This window comes from Paracerasibacillus soli (assembly GCF_042432965.1).
Taxonomy (GTDB): Bacteria; Bacillota; Bacilli; order Bacillales; family Amphibacillaceae; genus Paracerasibacillus; species Paracerasibacillus soli.
Map to the genome: position 1 here is coordinate 1 of NZ_JBHLWL010000064.1, position 6,607 is coordinate 6,607.

6 protein-coding genes are annotated in these 6,607 nt (G+C 36.6%); all 6 read left to right on the plus strand.

The genetic code is table 11. The features are described from left to right. Positions 1 to 272 (plus strand): hypothetical protein (locus tag ACFFIS_RS16135; RefSeq protein WP_446686915.1); only part of this gene is annotated, 272 nt, incomplete at its 5' end. A 7-nt stretch (positions 273 to 279) separates the two neighbouring features. Continuing rightward, positions 280 to 2,799: a phage tail spike protein gene (locus ACFFIS_RS16140; RefSeq protein ID WP_320378187.1), complete on the plus strand. Its 2,520-nt coding sequence runs from the start codon at positions 280 to 282 to the stop codon at positions 2,797 to 2,799. Positions 2,800 to 2,810: 11 nt separating this feature from the next. After that, a complete protein-coding gene (locus tag ACFFIS_RS16145; protein WP_320378188.1) occupies positions 2,811 to 3,005 on the plus strand; it encodes a hypothetical protein in 195 nt (64 codons plus the stop codon). A 9-nt stretch (positions 3,006 to 3,014) separates the two neighbouring features. Further along, positions 3,015 to 3,596, plus strand: a complete 582-nt coding sequence (locus ACFFIS_RS16150) for a hypothetical protein (RefSeq protein WP_390188372.1) — start codon at positions 3,015 to 3,017, stop codon at positions 3,594 to 3,596. Continuing rightward, positions 3,593 to 6,064 (plus strand): glycosyl hydrolase family 18 protein, encoded by a 2,472-nt coding sequence (locus tag ACFFIS_RS16155; RefSeq protein ID WP_390188374.1) that lies wholly within the window; start codon positions 3,593 to 3,595, stop codon positions 6,062 to 6,064. The genes ACFFIS_RS16150 and ACFFIS_RS16155 overlap by 4 nt, the downstream gene beginning before the upstream one ends. A 76-nt stretch (positions 6,065 to 6,140) precedes the next feature. After that, entirely contained in the window at positions 6,141 to 6,551 is a 411-nt protein-coding gene (locus ACFFIS_RS16160) for a phage holin family protein (RefSeq protein ID WP_390188376.1), read from the plus strand. The last annotated feature ends 56 nt before the right edge of the window (positions 6,552 to 6,607 follow it).

Below are 6,607 nucleotides of genomic sequence, written 5' to 3' on the forward strand. Positions count from 1 at the left end.
GTTCAAGTTCAACATTTTTAACGGTTACCACAAATGGCGAAAGTTTAAAAGTTAATGGACCATTATCATCAAATGAAATATTAATCGTTGATAGTGGATTACTAACTGCAAAAATAACAGATTCAAGTGGAAATACGGTTCGGAATGGTTTATCTGTTTTAGATGAGTTAAATTTTCCAGTTTTATATCCTGGTAGTAATGAAATAAAAGTAAGTAGTACAGGAGCAACATTTACGGAACTTCATGTATTAAGTCAGAGTAGATGGAGGTGATTTTATTATGGCGATTCAATCGGTTGTAACATCTCAAACAGATTTTACTGGTGAGTTTCCGATTCATGATGAAACAGTTGCATTATGGCGTTTTAACGAATCGCAACCAGATGATAATCACTTAAAAGACAGCAGTATGAATAATCATCATTTTACTATTTCAAATTGGTCTGGAACATCTGCAAGTTTAATGGCAGGGAAGTTTGGGCGATTTTTCAGGCAGAATATTGTCAATCCAACAAGTGAAAAGACGTATCTCACCGCTACCAATGATGGTAACTTTTTTACTGAACTAGGGGAGAAAATTATTGTCGGTGGCTGGATAAATCCGACAACCTATTCAATCGGTCAAACATTTATTCCTATATTTAGCACAAGAAATGGACCTGGACAACCAATTCTATATATATCTTTATATCAAGGAAGACTACGATTAATGCTTTATAACAACGCGGGGACATTAATTTATGATACATCCGAGACACCAAGTATAAGCTTTATAAACAATGGGTGGTATTTTATCACAACAATCATAAATAAGGCTGATAAAACAATTCAAAACTTTATCGGAGATCGCTCGAATGGGGCAACTTGGCAATCACCTGTAAGAAGTTATACAGGTGTATTGAATGAGGAATGTACCGCTGATATTGTGATGGGGATGTTACAAGATAGGTATTATTATGCTGGTGGTTTTGATGATTGGTTTTTTGAGAAAGATTCAAAGTTAACGATGGAAGATATACACTTATACTTTAAATCTTCTATTCAAGCAAATGGTGCAGATAATGTCTCCCAAGTCGATGCATTAACGGAACCAGGTACTGTTATTTTAAAGCAAGAAGATAACAAGTATCCAAGTAGTGGAGTGCTCTATACAGTACCTAAAAAGTGTGGTTTAGGTGGCAATGGTAGAGTTTCAGTAACTAGTGAATATATTGCTGGAACAACTGCGATTAGTTTAGTAGAAACATCCACATCAGATGACCTTGAGGATTGGACTTCGTGGCAAACAATTGGACCAACAGGTGAATTAATTTCACCTAATAGAGATTATATCCGTTATCGCATTACTTTAACGACAGAAGATGAAACGAAAACACCGAAACTAATAGAAATTGTATTGCATGATATCCCAAAACCCGCCTATGAAAAGCTTGGATTTGCTAGACCTGTCGTTTTGGATAGTAACGGCGCTTGGGATGCAGTTTTAGAAAATGCGTTTGATGTCATTGTTACAAGTGAAATTAATGGTGCTGACATCTTAGAGTTTAAGATTCCTTTTCATGATTTAAAAAGGGAAAGTATTGAAAACGAAAAACAAATTCAAATCGTAGACGATGTGTATCGCATACGAATGATAACGGATGAAAAAAGCCAAGAAGGTAATATCATCACTCACGTATATGCAGAAGCAGATTTTTATGACTTAGCTTTTAGTACGGATAAACAGCCTATTGAATTTAATGCAGATACTGCTGATGTCCCAATGAAATATGCGTTAGAAGGAACGGAGTGGTCTGTTGGAAATGTGAATGTAACTACAAAGCGAACGTGGGAATCAGAGGAGAAAAATGCATTATCTATATTACGAGAAGTGCAAAATATCCATGGTGGAGATTTAATTTTTGATAGTGCGAATCGTTTAGTTCATTTACTGACATTTGGCGGGAAAGATAGTGGTGCGTTATTTAGCTATAGAAAGAATATGAAAAGTATTCAAAGAACAGTGGATACAAGAAGTTTAGTGACAAGATTATACGCATACGGTAAAGATGGCATGACATTTTCATCTATTAACAATAATAAAGCATATGTAGAAGATTATAGTTTTACATCGGAAGTTCGAATTGCAACACTTGATGCCTCATCATTTAGCAATCCTTATCAAATGTTAGAGTTTGCAAATATGAGGTTAGGTCAATACGCAAAGCCAAGAGTGTCTTATGTTTTAACTGCTATGGACTTATCCGTACTAACAGGTTATGAACATGAAGAGTGGGATCTAGGAGATATTGTTACCGTTAACGATAAAGAATTAAATTTACAAGTGAAGACTCGTATCGTACGCAGGCAGTACAATTTGCAAGAACCATGGAAAACAGTGATTGAACTGTCAACGAAATTAAAAGAATTAGGTGATTCATCAGCCCAGTGGGATAAGGCTGCAGATATGCTACATGACACGGATGTGCTTGATCGGCAGGAAATAAAAGATTTAGTACCGTTTAATCATTTGAGAAATTCAAGGGCAGATGATGGATTTACGTATTGGGTGAATTCTGGTTTTACAGTTGACCCTAACAATGGTGCAAGCGGAGATGCATCCTTTAAAGCAGAAGGTGTTTTGGGAATGACGAAATCTATGTATCAAACTGTATATCCAGCAAATCGAAAGAATTATACAATATCCGCACAAATAGGTTCTGAAAATCTAGAGAAAGGACCAAATGGACAGGTAGGGATTGAAGTGGAAATTGAATACGAAGATGGGTCAATCGAAAAGAGAATTATAGATTTATATTAGAGGTGCTTAAAATGGTGTTTTTAACTCAAACTGCACATGTAATAAATCCTAGAGGTTCAGGAAAAATTAGAAGAATCACAATCCGTTTATTTGTAAGAGATTGTACTGGAACTGTATATTTTACGGATCTTCTATTGCAAGGTGGTTCAATCGCTACTGGGTGGGTTGGGCATGTATCAGAAATAAAGTGGACACTTGATGGTTAGGTGATTTGAATGGCGATACAATTTACTCGATTTAGTGAAACGATACGTGTGAAAGAAGATAAAAGAGTCGTAAATGTAACTTTGAAATTGTTCGTTACAGACTGTACGGGGACGATTTATTATACAGATATACAACTTCAAGAAGGCGATAAGCTAACGGGATATGTCTTAAACACAGAAACCTCACTTGAAAAATATAGAGAAGAAAGCGGGGTTCTCCCAGTTCGTTTCTATAATGGAGTGGTTAGAAGTAAAGAAACGATTGTCATATTTAATCTGGGAACAACATCTGCAGGACTGGATTGTCATATCACACCCCTACAATCAATGAAAGCAGGAAGTATTAAACTTTCGCAAGGGTATGGCTCGCACAGGATGAAATTTAAAGCTGTAGCAAATCCAGATGATACATTTTCATTATTGGCTTCAAGTAGACAAGCGTTGCGAAATCAATCCAAAACAGAAAAAGAAGGGTTTTATCAATATACCGCAGCATCTGATAGTAAGCACATTGTAGAACTCGAAGAAGGAAAAGCAGCACGAGTTTTATTTGAATTCCAGGAAATGCAAGAAGGAAGTGGCAAGCAATGAGTCAATATCTAGAAGGCAAAAAGACAATGGTGTGGAGTTTCATGGGAAACGCAAGAATGTATGAGGCTTTAAACAAATACGGGGATAGGCTTGATACGGTAGGTATATTTACATTTGAGGTAGATATTACAGGTACTATTAAAGAAACAGGGACAAGTATATCGAGCATGATGCCGTATATTAATAAATGGCCTCATATAAAGTGGCTGCTAACAATCATGAATCATGGAACGGCATCTATATTTACAGCAATCAGAAATAACACAAATGGTGCAAAGGATAAGTTTTTATCTGAAATCGTTCGAATCATGAATAAGTATCCATGGTGTGATGGTGTTGATATTGATTTGGAACGTGGTGGTGGTTATGAAAATAAAGATGCTGCGAACCTTTTATTTAAAGATATTTATCAAACTGTAAAACAGTACGATTCATCAAAGCTTGTCAATATTTGCTTACCTGGGATGACAGGGGTTCAAGGTTCTGTTGGTGGAGAAAACTGGTGTGTTTATGAAGACTTAGATCCTTATTGTGATACGGCTGCGATTATGAGTTATGGGATGGCTTGGGCGGGTTCCGCTCCTGGTCCTGTTTCCCCGCGAGATTGGTTGGAAGGTATTTATAATTATGCAACAAGCGTCATGTCTCCAAAGAAGATATTCTTAGGTCTTCCAGGTTACGGTTGGAACTGGCGAATTGATGATACTCCTCAGAATTTAAATAGGGTTTATCGTGGTACGTCCAACACCTATTATGCTGCACAACTTTGGATGACAGGTGGTTATAACTTTACAAATGATGCACCACCGCAACCGATGATTCCTATCATTGCTTATTGGGATGATTACGATAAAGTCCCATGGGCATTGCCACATGTCTATGATTACATGGAAGGTCCAGATGCAGTTACGAGAACCAATCCATTAATTGCAGAAGATTATAACCGAAGAAGCTTTTTAACAGCGTATAGTAAACAACAAAAGACGGAGTTTGGAAATATATATATTGACCGTCAAGGCAGTAATTATGATAGTCATGCGGGAATTGTAACTGATTCTTCTCAGATGGTTACTCTCGGTGAAAACGGTGAAACGATATATAATTTCACATTACAATCTAGTGGAACTTATGACATTGCAGTAAGAATTGGTTTTCCATTTTGGGATAAGAATTCTATTAAGATATCAATTGATAATGATGAAACAACAATTAAAGAGAGTAGGCTATGGTGGCCTTATTGGAGAACAACTTGTTGGTTAACGTTAAAGAAGAATATATCCTTAACAGCAGGTGCACATACCATCAAAGTTAAAGCAGGAATACCTGGTGTACAGTTTTATGGTTTTAGGGTCTGCTCAGACTTCAGGCAATCATCTAGCGCGGGTGAAGCAGAATTTTTACTTGCCCCGCGAAAATTTAAAGGGGTAAATGGTAAAATGGTAGAACCTGACCGGGCATTTAAATTAACGACCGAAGTATTGAGAAGAAAACCAGACTCAGCCCTTATTTGGTACGAAGACTTCAGGGATGAAAATCCGCTACCTAGCAATTATTGGACAACCCTAAGCGGTGAATGGGAAGTATGGAAAAAAGATGATTTTAACAATCCACGTCCTTATGCACAGCTTGATGGAAAAGGTGAATTGACATGGAGATATTCAGATTTTAAAGATATACACATTAGAGCAAGAATTGGATTCCCACAAAACGGAAGTGGGAGAGCAGGAGTTTTTTGTGGAGATTTGTTTTGCTGTTTAAATTATACTTCTCAACGTCTAGAGTTGTATAAAAGTAATTCATTACTGGGTAGTTATAATGTTCAAATTGAACGAACATCAAACGCTAATTTACGAACTGCTCCTAATCTGTACACGATTGAAATGCGAATTCGTAATAATTCTGTCAGGGTGTATTCCGGGGCAGCAAACACATTCAGATTTAAAGTGGATATAAATGATTTCAGTGGAGGCTATGCAGGAATTCGTTCAGATAACCGCATGATATCTGACTTACTTCGTTTAGGAGATGCATGGACATACGAACCATATGAAAGTGTAGATATAACTTTTCCAAATGGAAACACAGTAGAATTTGGAAGAATACCAAGAACAGGAGTTACCTGGGATAATGAGTTCCAAGTCTTTAAAGTAAATAATGATGTAGAAGAGATAAGCACAAGAAGTGATGATATATCAATGGACTATGATTTCTTCCACTCACAAGAATTACCACTAATTGCGGGAAATGATTATACCGTCAAAATAAAACCAAAGGACATTAACCTTTGGATATCACGTTTATTTTTAGGAGATGCGGATGGTTTTTCAATTCTTTATTATCAAGATGTTGATAGCTTGGTTTATTGGGCAAATGAGGCAGCTTACAGGTGGAAATTACGAGGGATTGCCATTTGGTCATTAGGGCAGGAAGATATGCGAGTGTGGGAAGCATTACCCAAACAAATATGAATAATTCAAGGGTGTCTACAAAATGTGGTCACCCTTTTTATATAGAGGTTTTTAAAATTGAAGGGGGAAACTTTCTATGAAGGATATATGGAACTGGATACAAATCATCGTTACAGCACTAGGTGGATTTATTGGTTGGTTTTTAGGAGGGTTAGATGGCTTTTTGTATGCATTGATCATATTGGTTGTTGCTGATTATATCACTGGAATTATGTGTGCAATTGTTGATAAGGAACTATCTAGTGAGATTGGTTACCGAGGGATATTTAAGAAGGTATTAATTTTTATACTGGTAGGTGTCGGGCATATGATTGACACACATTTAATAGGGGATGGCAGCGTTCTTAGAACAGCAGTCATCTTTTTTTATTGCTCGAATGAAGGAATTTCCATGTTAGAAAATGCTTCACACTTGGGTTTACCAATACCTGAGAAGTTGAAAAATGCACTTGCTCAGTTACACAATAAGGGAGGAAATGAACAATGAATTTAAAACAATTATATTTAACGAAGAATGAATGTTACAAAGCTGGAAGGAAAATC